This window comes from Micromonospora sp. NPDC048935, from assembly GCF_043197875.1.
In the GTDB taxonomy this organism is placed as follows: domain Bacteria; phylum Actinomycetota; class Actinomycetes; order Mycobacteriales; family Micromonosporaceae; genus Micromonospora.
This window is the reverse complement of record NZ_JBICTZ010000001.1, coordinates 65168-82111: the sequence shown is the minus strand read 5'-3', so window position 1 is coordinate 82111 and position 16944 is coordinate 65168. Positions and strand designations below refer to the sequence as shown.

At 72.4% G+C, this 16944-nt stretch carries 20 protein-coding genes; 9 read left to right on the top strand and 11 right to left on the bottom strand.

The genetic code is table 11. From position 1 onward, the window contains the following. The 3 genes from ACGFIW_RS00395 to ACGFIW_RS00385 all read right to left on the bottom strand — a co-directional run bounded on the left by ACGFIW_RS00395 (position 1) and on the right by ACGFIW_RS00385 (position 2176). Positions 1-780 (bottom strand): electron transfer flavoprotein subunit beta/FixA family protein, encoded by a 780-nt coding sequence (locus ACGFIW_RS00395; RefSeq protein WP_393310093.1) that lies wholly within the window; start codon positions 778-780, stop codon positions 1-3. Between the two features lie 188 nt (positions 781-968). Then, positions 969-1382: a hypothetical protein gene (locus ACGFIW_RS00390; protein WP_393310091.1), complete on the bottom strand. Its 414-nt coding sequence runs from the start codon at positions 1380-1382 to the stop codon at positions 969-971. Further along, positions 1379-2176 carry a GNAT family N-acetyltransferase gene (locus tag ACGFIW_RS00385; protein WP_393310089.1) on the bottom strand — a complete coding sequence of 266 codons (798 nt, stop codon included), beginning with the start codon at positions 2174-2176 and terminating at the stop codon, positions 1379-1381. The genes ACGFIW_RS00390 and ACGFIW_RS00385 overlap by 4 nt, the downstream gene beginning before the upstream one ends. 43 nt (positions 2177-2219) lie before the next feature. Between ACGFIW_RS00385 and ACGFIW_RS00380 the strand changes: the two genes are divergently transcribed. The 3 genes from ACGFIW_RS00380 to ACGFIW_RS00370 are packed head-to-tail and all read left to right on the top strand — an operon-like array spanning position 2220 to position 3358. Next, entirely contained in the window at positions 2220-2612 is a 393-nt protein-coding gene (locus ACGFIW_RS00380) for a YidH family protein (protein WP_393310087.1), read from the top strand. Beyond that, positions 2609-2914, top strand: coding sequence for a DUF202 domain-containing protein (locus tag ACGFIW_RS00375; protein ID WP_393310085.1), 306 nt, complete (start codon positions 2609-2611; stop codon positions 2912-2914). The genes ACGFIW_RS00380 and ACGFIW_RS00375 overlap by 4 nt, the downstream gene beginning before the upstream one ends. 27 nt (positions 2915-2941) lie before the next feature. Next, on the top strand, positions 2942-3358 hold the full coding sequence (locus ACGFIW_RS00370; RefSeq protein WP_393310083.1) for a PLDc N-terminal domain-containing protein: 417 nt from the start codon (positions 2942-2944) through the stop codon (positions 3356-3358). Between the two features lie 42 nt (positions 3359-3400). Here ACGFIW_RS00370 and ACGFIW_RS00365 read toward each other — a convergent pair whose 3' ends face one another. The 4 genes from ACGFIW_RS00365 to ACGFIW_RS00350 form a co-directional block, all read right to left on the bottom strand. Continuing rightward, positions 3401-4210 carry an ABC transporter permease gene (locus ACGFIW_RS00365; RefSeq protein WP_393310081.1) on the bottom strand — a complete coding sequence of 270 codons (810 nt, stop codon included), beginning with the start codon at positions 4208-4210 and terminating at the stop codon, positions 3401-3403. Then, positions 4207-5178, bottom strand: coding sequence for an ATP-binding cassette domain-containing protein (locus tag ACGFIW_RS00360; protein ID WP_393310079.1), 972 nt, complete (start codon positions 5176-5178; stop codon positions 4207-4209). Before ACGFIW_RS00360 ends, ACGFIW_RS00365 begins: the two co-directional genes overlap by 4 nt. Before the next feature lie 164 nt (positions 5179-5342). Further along, positions 5343-6965, bottom strand: a complete 1623-nt coding sequence (locus ACGFIW_RS00355) for an acetolactate synthase (protein WP_393310077.1) — start codon at positions 6963-6965, stop codon at positions 5343-5345. Positions 6966-7082: 117 nt separating this feature from the next. After that, positions 7083-7856: an enoyl-CoA hydratase/isomerase family protein gene (locus tag ACGFIW_RS00350; RefSeq protein WP_393310075.1), complete on the bottom strand. Its 774-nt coding sequence runs from the start codon at positions 7854-7856 to the stop codon at positions 7083-7085. 96 nt (positions 7857-7952) lie between these two features. Here ACGFIW_RS00350 and ACGFIW_RS00345 point away from each other — a divergent pair, with 96 nt between their 5' ends. The 3 genes from ACGFIW_RS00345 (at position 7953) to ACGFIW_RS00335 (ending at position 9919) form a co-directional block, all read left to right on the top strand. Beyond that, positions 7953-8432, top strand: a complete 480-nt coding sequence (locus ACGFIW_RS00345; protein ID WP_393310073.1) for a DUF6232 family protein — start codon at positions 7953-7955, stop codon at positions 8430-8432. 217 nt (positions 8433-8649) lie between these two features. Further along, entirely contained in the window at positions 8650-9132 is a 483-nt protein-coding gene (locus tag ACGFIW_RS00340) for a DUF6232 family protein (protein WP_393310071.1), read from the top strand. Positions 9133-9190: 58 nt separating this feature from the next. After that, on the top strand, positions 9191-9919 hold the full coding sequence (locus tag ACGFIW_RS00335; protein WP_393310069.1) for a hypothetical protein: 729 nt from the start codon (positions 9191-9193) through the stop codon (positions 9917-9919). 25 nt (positions 9920-9944) lie between these two features. Here the strand turns inward: ACGFIW_RS00335 and ACGFIW_RS00330 are convergent, their stop codons facing one another. Continuing rightward, a complete protein-coding gene (locus ACGFIW_RS00330; protein WP_393310067.1) occupies positions 9945-10403 on the bottom strand; it encodes a rhodanese-like domain-containing protein in 459 nt (152 codons plus the stop codon). Between the two features lie 70 nt (positions 10404-10473). Here ACGFIW_RS00330 and ftrA point away from each other — a divergent pair, with 70 nt between their 5' ends. Then, positions 10474-11502, top strand: a complete 1029-nt coding sequence (gene ftrA, locus ACGFIW_RS00325) for a transcriptional regulator FtrA (RefSeq protein ID WP_393310065.1) — start codon at positions 10474-10476, stop codon at positions 11500-11502. A gap of 64 nt (positions 11503-11566) precedes the next feature. Here ftrA and ACGFIW_RS00320 read toward each other — a convergent pair whose 3' ends face one another. Beyond that, positions 11567-12463, bottom strand: a complete 897-nt coding sequence (locus ACGFIW_RS00320) for a ribokinase (RefSeq protein WP_393310063.1) — start codon at positions 12461-12463, stop codon at positions 11567-11569. A 25-nt stretch (positions 12464-12488) separates the two neighbouring features. Next, positions 12489-13310, bottom strand: coding sequence for an ABC transporter ATP-binding protein (locus tag ACGFIW_RS00315; protein ID WP_393310061.1), 822 nt, complete (start codon positions 13308-13310; stop codon positions 12489-12491). A 131-nt stretch (positions 13311-13441) separates the two neighbouring features. On the opposite strand from ACGFIW_RS00315, the gene ACGFIW_RS00310 reads away from it, so the two are divergent. Together ACGFIW_RS00310 and ACGFIW_RS00305 are read left to right on the top strand one after the other, a co-directional pair. After that, complete coding sequence (locus tag ACGFIW_RS00310; RefSeq protein ID WP_393310059.1) at positions 13442-14449, top strand: ABC transporter ATP-binding protein; 1008 nt, start codon at positions 13442-13444, stop codon at positions 14447-14449. After that, on the top strand, positions 14446-15453 hold the full coding sequence (locus ACGFIW_RS00305; RefSeq protein ID WP_393310057.1) for an ABC transporter permease subunit: 1008 nt from the start codon (positions 14446-14448) through the stop codon (positions 15451-15453). The genes ACGFIW_RS00310 and ACGFIW_RS00305 overlap by 4 nt, the downstream gene beginning before the upstream one ends. A gap of 199 nt (positions 15454-15652) precedes the next feature. On the opposite strand, the gene ACGFIW_RS00300 is transcribed toward ACGFIW_RS00305, so the two are convergent. Continuing rightward, a complete protein-coding gene (locus ACGFIW_RS00300; protein WP_393310055.1) occupies positions 15653-16828 on the bottom strand; it encodes an ROK family protein in 1176 nt (391 codons plus the stop codon). Positions 16829-16944 lie beyond the last annotated feature (116 nt).

The window sequence follows — 16944 nt, the reverse complement described above, 5'->3', positions numbered from 1 at the left end:
TCACACGAACTTTTCGGTGGCGAGGAACTCGACCAGCTTGACGCCGCCCTCGCCCTCATCGGTGATCTTGGCGCCGCCGGAGCGTGGCGGGCGCCTGGTGTGCTCGACGACGGCGCTGGTGGCCCCGTCGAAGCCCACCTCGGCGGGCGCGACGCCGAGGTCGGCCAGGGAGAACGTCTGCACCGGCTTCTTCTTGGCGGCCATGATGCCCTTGAAGGAGGGGTAGCGCGGCTCGTTGATCGTGTCCCAGACGGAGACGACGGCCGGGGTGGCGGCGGTGACCACCTCGTAGCCCTCCTCGGTCTGCCGCTCCACGGTCAGCGTGCTGCCGTCGACGGTCAGCTTGCGGGCACCGGTGAGCGCGGCGACACCGAGCCGCTCGGCGATCATGTGCGGCATGACCTGGACCCGACCGTCGGTGGACTCGGCGCCGCAGATCACCAGGTCGGCGTTCAGCTGACCGAGCGCGGCGGCGAGCACCTTCGAGGTGGCGACTGCGCAGGAACCGTGCAGGGCGTCGTCCAGCACGTGCACGGCCTTGTCCGGGCCCATGGAGAGCGCCTTGCGGATCGACTCGGTCGCCCGGTCCGGACCCATGGTCAGGATGGTGACCTCACCGCCGTGCGCCTCCTTGATCTTCAGCGCCTCCTCGATGGCATACTCGTCCATCTCGTTGATCACGTTGTTCGCCGAACCGCGGTCGACGGTGTTGTCGTCATTGCGCAGGTTGCGGTCCGCGCCCGAATCAGGCACCTGCTTGACGAGTACGACGATATTCATCGCGCTTCGACGACCCTCCTGTGTGGTGATGCGATTCGCTCGCCCGGTCTGGGGCGCAGCGTCGCGCGTCGGTCGACGCCAGGTCAACCGCGGGCTGTTGTGCAGTTGCCCACGGCGCAATGTTACCTGTCGGTAGCTTGCGCTCCCCGGGGCACTCAGAGTGACACAGCTCACCGACGGGCAGACGGTCAGGCCGGGTCGGCCAACGCATTCCGGATCTGGTCGATGGCCGCCGCCTCGGCGGGCGCCACCCCGGCGTGCGCCCGGGCCACCCGGTCCGCCGCGCCCAACACCACCGAGCGGTACGCCTCCACGTCCTGCGGTGACTTCTCGCGCAGGATCCGCACCGCGTGCCGCAGCGCCGGCAGCACCACCGACTCGATCTCCAACTGCGAGTCGCGGGGCAGCCGGGGAAGCGGGCCGGTGGTGAGTGCCTCCTTGACCGTCCCGCTGGCACTGGCGAGTGCGCTGGACGCGGCGACGCTCTCCCGGATCACCCCCAGCACCCCCGGGTCGGCGTTGGACACCAGGAAGACGGCACCGAAGGCACCGGTCTTGAGGATCGACCGCTCCTCGTCCGTCAGCCGCTGCTCCATGATCACGGAGTGTAGACGTACGGGGTGGTGGTGGTGACCGCGACGAGGCCGAGCCGTTGCAGGATCGGCCGGCTGTCCTCGGAACAGTCCACCTGCACGAGTGTCCGACCCCGCTGCTCGGCCAGCCGGGCCCGGTAGTTGACCAGCGCCCGGTAGATGCCCTTTCGCCGCCACTGCGGCAGGGTCGAACCACCCCAGAGCGTGGCGAAGCCGGTGTTCGCCAGGTACCGCACCCAGCCGGCGCTCACCACCGTGTCGTCCACCTCGGCCACCACCACGGTGATCGAGGTCGGGTCGGCGTCGATCTCCTTGGCCAGGCCCGTCACGAGGTGCGAGCGGTCCTCCTGCCAGACCTCCTCCTCCATGGCGGCGATCCGCTCCAGGTCCTCCCGAGAGGTCACCTCACGCAGGCGTACCCCCTCGGGAACCACCGGGAGCGCGGCGGCCAGCGGCGCGATCGGCCCGACCACGACGGTCTCCCGGTCCTCCGGCACGAAGCCGGCGGCGCGCAGGCGGTCCGCCAGGTCCGCCGGCTCGTCGTGCTCGTTGAGCTTCCACTCGACCGACATGCCCCGCTCGCGGAAGAACCGCACCTGCCGGGCGATCAGCTCGTCCAGCGCGGCACCGGTCAACCCACCCAGGTCGCGGTAGGTGAGGAACCCACCGGCGTCGAGCCCGATGATCCGGACCAGCGGCCCGTCCCGCTCTACCGTCACCCCGGCCGGAACCGGGTCGGGGATCTCCGGGCGGATCTGGTTGTCGTAGGCGTCGCGCAGCGTCTTCACGTCGAGATCAGTCACCGGGTCAGGCTAAGCCGGATGGGAAACGGATATTCTCCACATCGTGTGGGCGGCGATCAGGCGATGGTTCGACCCGGCGGAGCTGGGTTCGGTCGGTGAGACGCCGGACTACCGCTTCTCGCTGGCCAACGAACGGACCTTCCTCGCCTGGCTACGCACCGGGTTGGCGCTGGTCGGCGGCGGGCTGGCCGCCGCGCAGTTCCTGCCGCCCCTGCCGATGAGCCACCTGCGGGAGGCGATCGCCGTCGCGCTGCTCCTGCTAGGCGGTGCCGTCGCGGTCCGCGCCGTGGACCACTGGGCGCGTACCGAGCGGGCCATCCGGCTCGGTCAGGAGCTGCCCGCGTCCCGGTTTCCCGCCATCCTGGCCCTGGCCGTGGGTGCCGGGGCGGTGCTGCTGGTGATCGCCGTCCTGACCCGGGGGATCGGCGGGCGGTGAACACCGGACGCGACGCCGGGCTGCAACCCGAGCGCACCCGGCTGGCCTGGCGGCGCACCCTGCTCACGGTGACGGTGGTGACCGTGCTCGCCGTGCGGTTGGCGTCGACCGGCGGCCCGACCGGGGCGGTGCTCGCCGGCGTCATCGTGCTGGTGTGGGGCGTCCTGCTGGTGCTCTGCTGGCCCCGCGGCACCGGCGTCGGCCCGGCCCGCACCGGCGGCCGGACACTGCCCCTGGTCGCGGTGGGCACCGTGGGGATCGCGCTACTGGGAGTGCTGCTGGTGCTCGGCGGACTGTGGTGACGGGACTCCGTGCGCCATGATGGGTGGATGGCCCGGCTGTACGTTCTCCTCTTCCTGGTGCAGATTGTCCTCGCCGTCTGCGCGCTGATCAGTTGCCTCTCCGCCGAGGAGGGTCAGATTCGCGCCCTGCCCCGGATCGCCTGGGTGCTGATCATCCTGTTCTTCCCGCTGGTCGGCTCGATCGCCTGGTTCGTCGCCGGCCGGGAGCCCAGCGCCGGCCCCCGCAGGGGCTGGTCGGGCGGCACCGGCTCCGCCGAGCGCAAGCGCCCCCGGCCGGTCGCGCCCGACGACGACCCGGAGTTTCTCCGGTCCGTGCAGGACCGCGCCAAGCAGCAGGACGAGGAGCTCTTCCGCCGTTGGGAGGAGGACCTGCGCCGGCGCGAGGACAACCTGCGCCGGCCCGACGGTGAGCCACCCCGCGAGGGTGACCGGCCGGAGGTGTGAGCGTCGGCGCGGTCGCGTCGGCGTCGGCGTCGGCGCGGTGACTCACACCCGACGCTTGAGCGCGCGCACCGCCCACGGCGCGAAGATCACCGCGATGCCGGCGCCCCAGAGCAGCGTCTGTAGCACCGGCCCGGCCACCGGCCCGCTGACCAGGAGCCCGCGCAGCGCGTCGGCCACCACGGTCACCGGGTTCACCTCCACCCAGCTCTGCAACCAGCCCGGCATCCGGTCGGTGGGTACGAAGATGTTGCTGGTGAACGTCAGCGGGAAGATCACCATGAACCCGAAGATCTGCACCTTGTCCGGCTCGCTCACCAGCACGCCGACCAGCACCGAGATCCACGACGCGGCCAACGTGAACGCCAGCAGCAGCGCGAACGCCCCGACCACCCCGAGCAGCCCGTTGCCGACCCGGAAACCCAGGATCGACCCGACGCCCAGCAGCAGCGCGATCGACCAGGCCTGCTTGACGGTGTCGGCGAGGATCCGGCCGGCCAACGGCGCCCACCGGGCGATGGGCAGCGCCCGGAGACGGTCGAACACGCCCTTGGTGAGGTCGTTGTTGAGCCCGAACCCGGTCGTCATCGTGGCGAACAGCGCGTTCTGCACCATGATGCCGGGCAGCATGAAGGTGAGGTATTCGCCTGACGATCCGGCGATGGCGGTGCCGAAGACGTACGTGAACAGCAGCACGAACATCACCGGCTGGATGCTGAGGTCGAGCAGCTCCATCGGGTTGTGCTTGATCTGCACCAGGCTGCGCCACGCCAGCGTGAGGGTGTGGCGCAGCCCCGCGGCCGGGCTGAGCCGGCGGGCCGGTGCCAGCGGAGCGGGGAGGGTGACGGCGGTCATGCCGGAGTCCTTTCCAGGTCGGTGTCGGCCGGGGCGTCCTCGGCCCGGTGGCCGGTGAGGGAGAGGAAGACCTCGTCCAGGCTGGCGCCGCGCAGTGCCAGCTCGGCGACCGCGATCTCGGCGGCGTCGAGGCGGCCGACCACGGCGGGCAGGACACCCGGGCCGTTCACGGCGACGGTGACGGAGTTCTGGGCCACCTCCGGGGTCACACCGGACACCTCGCCGACGATGGCGGTCACAGTGCCCAGGTCGGTGCCGTCGGCCGGCCGCACCGTGAGGGTCTGACCACCGGTCTTGGCCTTCAGCTCCTCCGGCGTGCCCTGGGCGATCACCCGGCCGTGGTCGACCACGGCGATCTCACCGGCGAGCTGGTCGGCCTCCTCCAGATACTGGGTGGTGAGCAGCACCGTCACGCCGTCGGAGACCAGGGTGCGGACGATGTCCCACAGGTCGTTGCGGCTGCGCGGGTCGAGCCCGGTGGTCGGCTCGTCGAGGAAGAGCACCTGTGGCCGACCGACCAGGCTGGCGGCCAGGTCCAGCCGGCGACGCATGCCTCCGGAGAAGGTCTTGGCGGCCCGGTCCGCGGCGTCGCTGAGCGCGAAGTCGGCGAGGAGTTGGCGGGCACGCTGCCGGGCGTCGGCCCGGCTCAGCCCGAGCAGTCGACCGATCAGCAGCAGATTCTCCGCACCGGTGAGCGTTTCGTCGACCGAGGCGTACTGGCCGGTGAGACCGATCAGCTGCCGCACCTGGTGCGCGTCGCGCACGACGTCGAAGCCGCCCACCGTGGCGCGCCCCTCGTCGGCGGCCAGCAGGGTGGCGAGCACCCGCACGGCGGTGGTCTTGCCGGCGCCGTTCGGCCCGAGCAGGCCGAAGACGGTGCCGGTCGGCACCTCCAGGTCAACTCCGGCGAGGGCGGTGGTGGTGCCGAAACGCCGCACCAGGCCCTCGGCCCGGATCGCGTAGTCCATCCCAACTCCTGTCGTCGTCAGTGGGACACCACTGTGGGCGACAGGTCTGACATCCCGCCGTTCCCGCGCTGACGTTACGACGTCACGGGCTGAGATTCCGCTGATTTAGCTGCGGACAGACGCGACCGCCGTCGCCCGTGGGGGGCGACGGCGGCGGGTGCGTCTCAGGCCAGGTTCGACGACCGGGGGTACGCGTCGGTCGGGTCGGTGAGCACGTTGACCAGGTACGGCACTCCGGCGTCGAACGCCCGTTGCAGGGCCGGGCCCAGGTCGGCGGCCTTCGCGACCGTCTCCCCCGCCCCGCCGAGCGCGCTGACCACCGTGTCGTAGCGCAGCTCGGGTTGCAGGTCGGCGGCCACGTCGTAGCCGTACATGGCCCGCATCGGGTGCTTCTCCAGACCCCAGATGCCGTTGTTGCCGACGACGATCACCACCGGCAGCTTCTGGCGGACCAGCGACTCGACGTCCATCAGCGAGAAGCCCGCGGCACCGTCGCCCATCAGCACGCAGATCTGCCGATCGGGGTGGCTGACCCGGGCACCCATCGCGTAGCCCATGCCGGTGCCCAGGCAGCCGTACGGGCCCGGGTCCAGCCAGGTGCCGGGCTGGGCCGGCTCCAGGTAGCGCCCGGCGTACGACACGAAGTCGCCGCCGTCGCCGATGGTGATCGCGTCCGGGGCCAGCACCCGACGCAGTTCGCCGTAGATCCGGGCGGGGCGGATCGGGTCGGTCTCGGCGGCCATCTCGGCGGCGTCGCGGGCCTTCGCCGCGTCCTCGGCCACGCGCAGGTCGGCGATCCAGTCGGTGTGGTCGGCCTGGTCTCCGGAGTGATCGGCAAGCGCCGAGAGGATCAGGCGCAGGTCGCCGGCGGGTGCGGCGGCCGGCTGCACGTGCGTCGCCCGCTGGCTGGGCGCGTCGACGATGTGCACCACCTTGGCGTCGCCGAAGTCGCCGAAGCTGAGCCGGAAGTCCAGTGGGGTGCCGACCACGACGACCACGTCGGCGCCGGACAGGGCGGCCCGGCGGGCCTTGGCGAACGCGAGCGGGTGCGTCGGCGGGAGCGAGCCGCGGCCCATGCCGTTGGTGAAGACCGGCACCTGCAACGCCTCGGCCGCCTCGCGCAGGGCGGCGACCGCGTCGCCCGCGTACACGTCGGAGCCGGCGATGATGACCGGTCGCTGTGCCCCGGCGATGAGCATCGCGGCGTGGCCGACCTCCTCCGGGTCCGGTACGACGGGGTCGACGCCCACCACCGCGGGCAGGTCGACCTCGGCGACCGAGAACACCGTCTCCAACGGGAAGTCGAGGAAGGCCGGGCCACGGTGCGGGGTGAGGGCGGCGGTGAGCGCGGAGCCCACCGCACGCGGGATGTCGTCGGTGCTGAACACGGTCTCGGCGTGCTTGGTGACCGGGGCGACCAGCGGCAGGTGGTCCATCTCCTGGAGGCTGCCCGAGCCCCAGCGGAACGCGGGCGCGCGCCCACCGAGCACCAGCACCGGCGAGGCGTTGAAGAAGGCGCTGGTCATGCCGGAGATGCCGTTGGTGACACCGGGCCCGGCGGTGAGCACGGCGAGGCCGGGGCGGCGTTGCAACTTGGCCACCGCCTCCGCGGCGAAGACGGCGGACTGCTCGTGGCGGACGTCGTAGATCGGGAAGCCGGTCTTGTACGCGGCGTCGTAGAGCGGGAAGACGTGCCCGCCGGAGAGCGTGAACATCTCCCGTACGCCGTGCGCGCGTAGGGCCGCGAGCGCCAACTCACCGCCGTGACCCTCGATCCGCTCCGTCATCGCCGCTCCTTCTCGTCGCTCATGACCGAAGCCACACGCTACTGGCCGGTAGGCACAATGTGAACAATTCTCGGCTCGCCGTTGGGGCCGACGGTCCGAACCGCCGGCCCCGCCCCGTCAACGGCCGGTGAAGTCCGGCTTGCGCTTCTCGACGAAGGCCGTCATGCCCTCGCGCCGGTCGTCGGTGGCGAACAGCGCCGCGAAGAGCTGCGTCTCCCAGGCCAGGCCCGAGGTCAGGTCCATGTCCAGGCCGCCGTCGACCGCCAGCTTCGCCGCGCGCAGCGCCTGCGGGGGCCCGGCCAGGTACGGAGTGACGAGCGCGACGGCCGTGTCGTACACCTCGGCGGCCGGGACGACCCGGTCGGCCAGGCCGATGCGCAGCGCCTCCTGCGCGTCCACCATCCGCCCGGACATGATCAGATCCTTGGCGCGGGCCGGGCCGACCAGGCGGGCCAGCCGCTGGGTGCCGCCCGCACCGGGGATGATGCCCAGCTTGATCTCCGGTTGGCCGAGCTTGGCGTCCTCGGCGACCACCCGCCAGTCACAGGCCAACGCCAGCTCGCAGCCGCCACCGAGCGCGTACCCGGTGATCGCGGCGACCACCGGCTTGGGGATCCGGGAGATTGCGCCGAGCGCGCTGGACAGGTCCGGGGCCCGCTCGACCATGTCCACGTAGGACATGTCGGCCATCTGCTTGATGTCGGCACCGGCGGCGAAGACCTTCTCCCCGCCGTACACGATGACGGCGCGGACCTCGGGGTCGGCGGTGGCCGCCGTGGCGGCGACGCGCAACTCCTCCTGCACCTGGGTGTTGAGCGCGTTCATCGGCGGCCGCTCCAGCCGGATCGTGCCGATGCCGCCCGTGGTCTCCAGCCGAACGAACTCGCCCACGCTGCCTCACTTCCTCGTTGAAGTCGCGTGCCAACCTTACGACCCCGCTCGTTGGGGTATGTAGTGTGGTGTCAGCCTCCGGGCAGGAGTGAAGCCATGGTCACGTACTACGACGACAGGTCGGTGCAGGTCACCTCCACCACCTTCCGGGTCGACGGCCGCAGCTACGCGTTGACCGACATCACCATGATCTGGCACCGCCGCGGCACCCGTTCCTGGCGCGTCCTGGTGGGGCGCGGCGCGATCGGCGCCGCACTGGCCGGTCCGCTGGTCGCGGCGGCGCTCGGCATCGCCCTGGCCGTCTGGCTGCACCGCTCGCCCACCGTGACGATCGCGATCGTCGGTGCGTCGGTGCTGGTCGGGCTGGCCGTCGGGCCGGTCGCCGACTTCCTCTTCGAACACCTCGACCGCTCGTACACCCGAGGCAGCCGCCAGCTGGAGATCTGGGCCCGCTGGCGCGGTCAGCCGGTGCGGCTGCTGCGCACCGGCGACGCGTTGCGCTTCGGTCAGATCTACCGGGCGGTGCAGCGCGCGGTCGAGCACAGCCAACCGGCCCGCCCCGGCACCCGACGCTAGCGACCCAGGCGAGCCCGGGTCGCCGACGGCCCGGACGCCAGCCACCCTCGTGCGGCGCCCTCGGAGCTGATGTCACAGGCGGATCGGGCGGGCGGAAGAAGCCCGCGACGTCGTCGACGAGTCAGCTCCCGAGGACGGCCGCCCACCCTCCACCCGGATGCCCGCCGAAACACCTACGGACTGTCGACGGGTTGCCTACGGGTGGTTAGGCTTAGTGATGACCCTCTATTACCGGGACGACGCGGTGCAGGTGACCTCCGAGTCGATCCGGGCCGGTGGTCACGTGATCGCCCTGTCCGACGTGACGTTCGTGTGGCACGCACGGGGGCAGAGGACCCTCGCCGTGCACGGCCGGGTGCTGGGTCGCGGTGTCCTGGTCCTGCTGCTGTCGCTGCCGCCGCTTGTCGCGGTGGTCTGCGTCCTCTCGCTGGCCTGGTCGGCACAGGACCGGGGCAACTGGCAGTTGGCCCTGCTCATCCTCGCCGCCTGCGCGGTGGGGGCGCTGGTGTCGCTGCCGTTCCTGGAGATCCCCCTGGGCTGGCTGGACCGCTCCTACGAGCGCGGCAGTCATGTGCACGAGCTGTGGGTGCAGCACCACGGCCGGGAGGATCTGCTGGTGCGCACCCCGGACGCGCTACGGTTCGGGCAGATCTACCGGGCCGTGCAGCGCGCCATCGAACAGCAGGGGGACCATCGATGATCAGCACTGCGCCGATGCCGTCGAGCGGTTGCGGCGCGGCCGACGCACACTTGGTCCCATGGCGATTCCCCTCCCCACACCGACCGCCGTTGTCGGCCTGACCCGCTTCGCTCTCGACCAGGCGCTCGGCTCGGCCGCCTCGATGGCCGCCGTGCCCGCCCGCGCGTTCGCGGTGCTGGACGGGGTGGAGGCGCTGCTGGCCCGGATCAACGGCGTGGTGGACCGGATCGAGACGACCCTGGACCGGACCGATCAGGTGCTCAGCGATGCCGAGGCGGCGGTCCGCGAGGTGGCGGTCATCAGCACCGCCGCGACCACCGCCATCGACACGGCCACCGAGGTGGCGACGGCCGCCGCCGTGGTGGTCGCCGAAGCCGACCGGGTGTCCCGGTCGGCCGGCTCGGTGGTCGCCCAGGCCGACACGGTGGCCGGCCGGGCCGCCGCCACCGTGGGCACCGCGGCGGAGGCCGCCGCCACCGCCGCCGAGCTACTGGCGGCGTACGAGCCGGCGTTGCGCCGGGCCGCGCCGATGGCGCGCAAGTTCGTCGAGGAGCTGAGCCACGAGGAGATCAGCGCCGCGATCCACCTGATCGACGAGTTGCCCAAGCTCAGGGAGCACCTGACGGCCGACATCCTGCCGATCCTCGCCACCCTGGATCGGGTCGGGCCGGACCTGCACGACCTGCTCGACGTGACCCGCGACCTCAAGCTCGCCGTGGCCGGCATCCCCGGCTTGGGCATGCTGCGCCGGCGCGGCGAGAAGCTCGCCGACGAGCCCGTCGGCTGAGCCCTCCCCCGCGTGCGTCGGGGGATCAGCACTCGCAGGTGATCGTCCCGGCTGGAGCGGTCAGGTCGTCGACCGGGCGCCGGGTCAGCCCGGTCCCCGTCACCACCGGCAGCCCCTCCCGCACCCAGTACTCGAACCCGCCGAGCATCTCCTTCACCGGGTAGCCGAGCCGGGCGAACTCCAGCGCCGCCCGGGTCGCGCCGTTGCAGCCCGGACCCCAGCAGTAGGTCACCACCGCCGAGCCCGGCGGGATCAGGTCCGCCGCCCGGCTCGCGATCTCGGCGGTGGGCAGGTGCACCGCGCCGGGAAGGTGCCCCTGCGCCCAGGCGGCCGCGCCCCGGGAGTCGACGACGAACAACCCCGGGGTACGGGCCGACAGGTCGGCGTGCACATCGCTGACGTCGGTCTCGACGCGGAGCCGGTTGTGGAAGTGGGCGACGGCGGCGGCCGGATCGGCCGGCGGAACGGCGAAGGTGAAGGTCATGCACCGATCCTCGCCGGCACGCCACCTCGGGACGAGTGGCGCGAACGACTTCCTGCGCTAACATCCCGCCATGCCGACCCGCGCCGACACCACCGGTTCGCGTCCGCTGCCGACGCCCCGCCGGCCGGCGACCACGCACCGCGTCGCCGTTCTCGCGTACCCGGGGATGTCGGTGTTCGAGACCGGCATCGTCACCGAGGTCTTCGGGCTGGCCCGACCCGAGTTCGACGTCGACTGGTACGACCTGGTGGTCTGCGCCGAGCGGCCGGGGCCGGTGCCGGTGGTCGGCGGGGCCAGCCTGCACACCCCGTACGGCCTGGCGGAGCTTGCGGAGGCACGGACGGTGATCGTGCCCGGCGTGCCGGACGTGACGGGTGACCCGTCACCCGAGCTGGTGACCGCGCTGCGCCGGGCGCACCGGGGCGGTGCCCGCATCATGTCGATCTGCTCGGGCGCGTTCGCGCTGGCCGGGGCGGGGCTGCTGGACGGTCGACGGGCCACCACCCACTGGCGGTACGCGGAGCTGCTGGCGCGGCGTTACCCGCGGGTCGCGGTGGACCCGGACGTGCTCTATCTCGACGACGGTGACCTGCTCACCAGCGCCGGAAGCGCCGCCGGGCTGGATCTCTGCGTGCATGTGGTCCGACGCGACCATGGTGCGGCGATCGCCAACGCGGTCGCCCGACGGCTGGTGATCCCCCCGCACCGCGACGGAGGGCAGGCCCAGTTCGTCGAGGCACCGGTGCCCGCCGACCCGGAGGACGACCGGATCGCCGGCAGCATCGACTGGGCCCTCGCCCATCTCGCCGAACCGCTGAGTGTGGCCCAGCTCGCTGGTTGGGCGCACATGTCGTCCCGCACCTACCTGCGGCACTTCGCGCGGGCCACCGGGACCAGCCCGATCCGTTGGCTGATCGAGCAGCGGGTCCGCGCCAGCCTCACCCTGCTGGAGGAGACGGACGCCCCGGTCGAGCAGGTCGCCCGTTCCGTGGGCTTCGATACGCCGGTCACCTACCGCCACCATTTCGGCCGGGTCATGCTGACCTCGCCGTCGGCGTACCGCCGGGCCTTCCGCACCGGCACCGACCAGCCGGCGTAGCGCGGGACGCGCTCAGACCGGCGTAGCGCGGGACGCGCTCAGACCGGCGTAGCGCGGGACGCGCTCAGACCGGCGCGTACAGCTCGTCGATCTCGGCGCGTTGCGGTAGCGCCACCGAGGCACCGAGCTTGCGGACGCAGGCCGCGCCGGCCGCCGACGCCCAGCGCACGGCGTCGACCAGGTCGCGCCCCTCGCCCCACCCGACGGCCAGCGCGGCGGTGAACGCGTCACCCGCGGCGGTGGAGTCGACCACGCCGACACGTACCGCCGGCACGTGCACGTGGGTGCCGTCCCGGTCGACGTACCAGGCGCCCTCTCCACCCAGGGTGAGCACGGCCCGGGGGGTCAGGTCGAGCAGCGCCCGGGGGTTTTCGCGGCCCCGGCCGGCCAGGGCCTGTGCCTCGCCCTCGTTGACGACGAGCACGTCCACCGCGGCGAGCAGCTCGGGCGGGAGGTCCCGGGCCGGGGCGGCGTTCAGGATGACCCGGGTGCCGGCGGCGCGGGCGGCGACTGCGGCGGCCGTCACGGTGCGCACCGGGATCTCCAGTTGGGCGACCAGGACGTCCGCGGCGCGCACCGTGGACAGCTCCTCCTCGGTGAGGTCGACAAGGGCGTCGTTGGCGCCGGGGGTCACCATGATGGCGTTCTCACCCTGGGCGTTGACCATGACCAACGCGACGCCGGAGGTGCCGTAGACCACGCGTAGCTGGCTGGTGTCCACGCCGGCCGCGGTGATGCGGGCCTTCAGGGTGACGCCGAAGGCGTCCGAGCCGATCGCGCCGAGGAAGGCGCAGGAGGCGCCGGCCCGGACGGCGGCGATGGCCTGGTTGGCGCCCTTGCCGCCGGGCACCATCACGAAGTCGGTGCCGAGCGTGGTCTCACCGACCCGGGGCAGCGCGGGCGCCATCGCCACCAGGTCCATGTTGGCGCTGCCCACCACGGCGACCCGGGTCTGCGGCACTGTCGTCTCCGCCCTGTCCTGAGGCTCAGGCGGCCCGCGCGGTGTAACGGTCGCCCGACCGTTCGACAACCAGTGGCAGGCCGAAGGTCTTGGAGAGGTTGTCGCCGGTCAACGTCTCGGCGAGCAGACCCTGGGCGACCACCCCGCCCTCGCGCAGCAGCAGCGCGTGGGTGAACCCCGGCGGGATCTCCTCCACGTGGTGGGTGACGAGCACCATCGCCGGCGCGTCCGGGTCGTGGGCCAGCTCGGCCAGTCGGGCGACCAGGTCTTCCCGACCACCCAGGTCGAGCCCGGCGGCGGGCTCGTCGAGCAGCAGCAACTCCGGGTCGGTCATCAGGGCACGGGCGATCTGCACCCGCTTGCGCTCACCCTCGGAGAGGGTGCCGTAGCGGCGTTCGGCGAGGCCACCGACACCGAGCTGGCTCAGCAGTGCCCGCGCCCGTGCCTCGTCGCCACGGTCGTAGTTCTCCCGCCAGCGGCCGACCACCGACCAGGCGGCGGTCACCACCACGTCGCTGACCCGCTCGTCGGCGGGCAGCCGCTCGGCGAGCGCGGCGGTGGTGAGCCCGATCCGGGTACGCAGCTCGTTGACGTCGGTGCGGCCGATCCGCTCGCCGAGCACGTGTGCGACACCTGTGCTCGGGTGCAGCCGGCCCGAGGCGAGGTTGAGCAGGGTGGTCTTGCCGGCGCCGTTGGAGCCGAGCACCACCCACCGCTCGTCCAACTCGACGCGCCAGGTCAGGTCCTGTAGGAGGGCGGTGCCGGACCGGCGTACACCGACGCCGGCCAGGCTGACCACCAGATCCGGGTCCACAGGCGCAGCGTCGGGGATCAGGTCACCAGTCACCGCACCATCCAACCACGCAGCGACGAGGCGCCCCCCATGGGCGGCGCCTCGGCCATAGGGTGAAGCGCCGTGTCGTTGATCACCACACCCGGAGGACGGCTGATGCCCCGTCGAGGTACGGAGCCGCGCGGATGAGCGCGGTCATCGAGATCGAGGGTCTACGCAAGACCTTCCACAGCCTGCGCAACGGGCGGCGGGTGGCGGTGGACGGGTTCGACCTGCTGGTCGAGGCGGGCCAGGTCCACGGTTTCCTGGGGCCCAACGGCTCCGGCAAGACCACCACCCTGCGAGCGCTGCTCGGGCTGGTGCGCGCCGACGGCGGACGGATGACCGTGCTCGGCCAACCGTCGCCGGAACTGCTGCCCCGGGTGGCGGGCCAGGTCGGCGCGATCGTCGAGAGCCCGCAGTTCTTCGGCAACTTCACCGGGTACCGCACGCTGCGCCTGTTGGCCCGTGCCGGCGGGGTGCCGGTCTCGCGGGTGGACGAGGCACTGGATCTGGTGGGCCTGCGCGACCGGGGCGACGAGCGGGTGAAGGGCTACTCGCTGGGCATGAAGCAGCGCCTCGCGGTGGCGTCCGCCCTGTTGAAGGACCCCCGGTTGCTGATCCTGGACGAGCCGGCGAACGGTCTGGACCCGGCGGGGATCCGGGAGATGCGGGACCTGATGCGGTCGCTGGCGGCCAGCGGGGTGACGGTGCTGGTGTCCAGTCACATCCTGGGTGAGATCCAGTTGATCTGCGACCACGTCACGATCATTTCGGGAGGGCGTCGGGTGGCGGCCGGCCGGGTGGACGAGGTGCTGGCCGGCCACGACCGCCACGAGTTCCTGGTGCGGGTGGCCGAGCCCGAGCGCGCCGTGGAGGTGCTGCACGCGGCCGGGCTGACGGCGGTCGTCGACGGCGAGGCCCTGGTGGTGAGCGGGGTGAGCGACTCGACGGTGGTCAGTCGGACGCTCGGCGAGCAGGGGTTGTGGGTGGGCGAGTTGACGCCGCTTCGGCCGGATCTGGAGAGCGTCTTCCTGGAGCTGACGGGTGCGAACGCACAGCCGTCGGTGCCCCGGCAGGTCGACGGCTCGGCGCTGCCGGACGGCGAGCAGGGCGCAGCGGTGATTGACCTCGATCGGGGAGTGGACGCGTGAACCTGGTTCGTGCCGAGTTGGAGCGACTGTCGAGTCGTCGCTTCGTGCAGCTCATGGTCGTCCTGTTGGCGCTGGCGTTCGCCGTGACCGCGGCGACCACCCTGGCCGGTTCCCACAAGCCGAGCGCGAGCGAGCTGAACTCGGCGCGGCAGCAGGCCGCCGAGGCGCGGCAGAGCATGGAGGCCGCCTACCAGCAGTGCCTGGCGCGACAGAACGGCACGCTTCCGCAGGCCGACATGGACCAGTACTTCCCCCGGGAGTGCTCGGAGATCGACCCGGTCCGGCAGGAGCGGCTGCCGATCGCCGCCGACTTCCTGCCGGGGGTGTTCAGCTTCGCCCAGCAGGCGCAGCCACTGCTCTACTTCCTCATCGCGTTCCTGGTGCTGTTCGGTTTCCTGGTCGGGGCCTCCTACATCGGCGCTGACCTGAACTCCGGCGGCGTGGTGAACCTGCTGCTCTGGCGGCCACGCCGGTTGACGGTGCTCGGGGCCAAGTTGGGCACCCTGCTCGGCACGGTGCTGGTCCTGGCCCTCCTGGCGTCGGTTGCCTACCTGGCCACGTTCTGGGTGATCGGGCAGACCGCCGGGTTGCCGGGCCGGTTGGACGGGGACTTCTGGAGTTCCCTCGGTGCGGTGCACGGCCGTGGCCTGGTGCTGGTGTTGCTGGCCTCCGCGTTGGGCTTCGCGATCGCCACGCTGGGTCGGCACACGTCTGCGGCGCTGGGGGCGGCCGCCGCGTACGGGGTGGTGTGGGAGTTGGGGGCCCGGCTGGTCCTGGAGATCGTCGATGCCCGCCGACCGGATCAGCTGATGCTCTCCAGCCACATCGGGGCGTGGCTCACCGGCGAGGCCGAGTTCTGGGATCCGAAGCCGTGTGCCGGCACCGCCTACTGCGACAGCACCTACAGCCTGACCTGGGGCCCGGCCCTGCTGGTGCTTCTCGTGCTGACCGGCGGGCTGACCGCCGCGGCGTTCGCCGTGTTCCGTCGCCGCGACCTGCTCTGAGTCGCGGACCGCCGGGCTGCCCGCCTCGTCGCGCGCGGCCCGGCGGGCCGGCGGTCTGTCCGCGGCCGGCAGCCGCGCCACCCACGCCAGGTCAGCCAGACACGGCAGCCGGGCCGGGCTGCCGCCCGACCGGGTGACAAGAGCTTGCAACCTGCCAGGCTGCGGTGAAATATTCCTTCACATGACCGCCGCAGCGGGCTCAGCCGACGGTGGAGCCGAACACCTCGTCGCGTACCGCGTCCAGGGCGGTGCGCAGCGCGCCGTGCAGGATCGGCTCCTCGGTCAGCCCGGTGGGCACCACCCGTGGTCGGACCAGGGTGATCGCCGCGACCTCGTGCTGCACCCGCTCGGCGAGGGCGGCGCCGCCGGCCTGGCCCACCTCGCCGGCGAGCACGACCAACGGCGGGTCGAGGACCACGCAGGTGCTGGCCACGCCGAGCGCGAGCCGGCGGGCCAGCTCGTCGAGCATCGGGCCCCCCTCGGCACCGGCCGCGACGGCCGCGCGCACCGCCTCGGCGGCGTCGGTGTCCGGGTAGCCGTGCTCGCGGGCCACCGCGCGCACCGAATCCGCGCCGACGAGCTGCTGGAAGGCGGGTTTGGCGCGGCGGGAGACGTCTCGCGGAATGGGCGCGCCCGGTACCGGCAGGTAGCCGATCTCACCGGCCGCGCCGCTGCTGCCGTGGTGCAACCGCCCACCCAGCATGATCGCCAGGCCCACGCCGGCACCCACCCAGACCAGCACGAAGTCCGCCAACCCCTGGGCGGCGCCGGACTGCGCCTCGGCCACCGCGGCCAGGTTGACGTCGTTCTCGAAGACCACCGGGGTGTGCAGGTCGTCCCGCAGGGCGGCGAGCAGACCGCTGTGCCAGCGCGGCAGGTTGAAGGCGAAGGTGATGTCGCCGGTGCCGGGGTCGACCAGGCCCGGGGTGCCGAGCACGATCCGCCGTACGCTGCTCAGCTGCGCGTGGGCGCTGCTGGCGGCCTGCACCACGGCGTTGTGCACGACGCCCACCGGGTCGTCGGTGTCCCGGGTCGACTGCTCCACCCGGCCGATGACCGCACCGGTGATGTCGGCACACGCCGCCACCACCCGGTCCGGCCCGACGTCCACGCCGACCACGTGCGCGCTGCCCGGGCTGACCGCGTAGAGCTGGGCGTTCGGCCCCCGCCCGCCGGCCTGCTCGCCGACCCGCGTGACGAGACCGCGCTCCTCCAGCCGCTCGACCAGCTGCGAGGCGGTGACCTTCGACAGCCCGGTCAGCTCGCCGAGCCGGGCCCGGGTCAGCGGGCCGCGTTCGAGGAGCAGTTCCAGTGCCGCACGGTCGTTGAGCGCCCGCAACAGGCGGGGGGTGCCGGGCAGCCGGGTCGCACTCATGACACGTCCTCTAGTTTTAGTAAACTTTGCTAACTGTAAACCGACCTGCGAACGGGTAGCCGTAGCGTATCGGCCACCCGGAGGCGGGGCGCTCCGCCGATTCGGCAGGGCGACCA

Coding starts and splice junctions, on each gene's coding strand:
- ACGFIW_RS00355 (WP_393310077.1), bottom strand. CDS start 6,965: ATGACGGAGCGGATCGAGGGTCACGGCGGTGAGTTGGCGCTCGCGGCC.
- ACGFIW_RS00300 (WP_393310055.1), bottom strand. CDS start 16,828: ATGAGTGCGACCCGGCTGCCCGGCACCCCCCGCCTGTTGCGGGCGCTC.
- ACGFIW_RS00360 (WP_393310079.1), bottom strand. CDS start 5,178: ATGGACTACGCGATCCGGGCCGAGGGCCTGGTGCGGCGTTTCGGCACC.
- ACGFIW_RS00310 (WP_393310059.1), top strand. CDS start 13,442: ATGAGCGCGGTCATCGAGATCGAGGGTCTACGCAAGACCTTCCACAGC.
- ACGFIW_RS00370 (WP_393310083.1), top strand. CDS start 2,942: ATGGCCCGGCTGTACGTTCTCCTCTTCCTGGTGCAGATTGTCCTCGCC.
- ftrA (WP_393310065.1), top strand. CDS start 10,474: ATGCCGACCCGCGCCGACACCACCGGTTCGCGTCCGCTGCCGACGCCC.
- ACGFIW_RS00330 (WP_393310067.1), bottom strand. CDS start 10,403: ATGACCTTCACCTTCGCCGTTCCGCCGGCCGATCCGGCCGCCGCCGTC.
- ACGFIW_RS00365 (WP_393310081.1), bottom strand. CDS start 4,210: ATGACCGCCGTCACCCTCCCCGCTCCGCTGGCACCGGCCCGCCGGCTC.
- ACGFIW_RS00340 (WP_393310071.1), top strand. CDS start 8,650: ATGACCCTCTATTACCGGGACGACGCGGTGCAGGTGACCTCCGAGTCG.
- ACGFIW_RS00395 (WP_393310093.1), bottom strand. CDS start 780: ATGAATATCGTCGTACTCGTCAAGCAGGTGCCTGATTCGGGCGCGGAC.
- ACGFIW_RS00345 (WP_393310073.1), top strand. CDS start 7,953: ATGGTCACGTACTACGACGACAGGTCGGTGCAGGTCACCTCCACCACC.
- ACGFIW_RS00335 (WP_393310069.1), top strand. CDS start 9,191: ATGGCGATTCCCCTCCCCACACCGACCGCCGTTGTCGGCCTGACCCGC.